The organism is Pseudomonas sp. UMAB-40, assembly GCF_900095275.1.
GTDB classification, from domain to species: Bacteria; Pseudomonadota; Gammaproteobacteria; order Pseudomonadales; family Pseudomonadaceae; genus Aquipseudomonas; species Aquipseudomonas mandelii_B.
Window position 1 is genome coordinate 1 of sequence record NZ_LT607617.1, and the last position, 746, is coordinate 746.

Annotated in this window: 1 protein-coding gene; it reads right to left on the bottom strand. The window is 55.9% G+C overall.

Annotation, left to right across the window (positions count from 1 at the left end):
• Positions 1-205: 205 nt before the first annotated feature.
• Positions 206-721: an Hcp family type VI secretion system effector gene (locus K0F88_RS32015; protein ID WP_054051032.1), complete on the bottom strand. Its 516-nt coding sequence runs from the start codon at positions 719-721 to the stop codon at positions 206-208.
• Positions 722-746 lie beyond the last annotated feature (25 nt).

Below are 746 nucleotides of genomic sequence, written 5' to 3' on the forward strand. Positions count from 1 at the left end.
GAAAAGACCTGAAAGTCGCTGGAAAGACCTTCGATGGTCAGGGCAAAGTGAGTTTGATTGGCCGGCGCGAACATCCCTTGTTCCTCGTGCAGTGCTGCGGCATGCGCTGACACCCGGAAACCGGGTCAACGGACGCGAAATTCTGGAAGGGCGGAAACAACATCGACCAGCAGAGCTGGCCGATGCGTGAAGCGGTCAGCCGCAATTAAGCGACTGGCTGACGCCAGTCATCGGAACCCGAAGTACCGGATACTTCGTGGGTCCAGGTGATTTTGCGGTAGGTGAACTGTACTTCTTCCAGGTGGGTGAAGTGCGAGTTCGACGGATCCTGGCAGTTGTGCATTTTGTTGTTGATGGCGACGATGATCGCGTCTTCCAGTTTGGTGGTGTAGTAATGCTCTTGGGTACCTTGAGCCGAAGTGCGGTACCACTGGATAACGATTTCGCTCATGCGCTCGCCGGAGGTCAGAGCAGCTTGCAGCAGTGGCGAAGCCTTGTCGTAGACCTTGGTGATCACGACTGGCTTGTGAACGCGCTGACCGGTTGGCTGGCCGGACTGTGGGTCACGCGGGATGATCACGTCGTGGCTGAAAGCCTGAACCATGACTTGGTCTTCGTGACCTTCTTGATAAGTGTTGCCAACCGAGTCGGCGGTGAATGCGCCGGCGGTGATCAGACCTTGTTTTTCGCCAGTGACGGACATGTACGCTGGAGTAGCCATGGATGTGCTCCTTGCTGAATAAAGT

Excerpts from the sequence above, each read along its gene's own strand:
- K0F88_RS32015 (WP_054051032.1), bottom strand. The coding sequence starts at position 721 with ATGGCTACTCCAGCGTACATGTCCGTCACTGGCGAAAAACAAGGTCTG.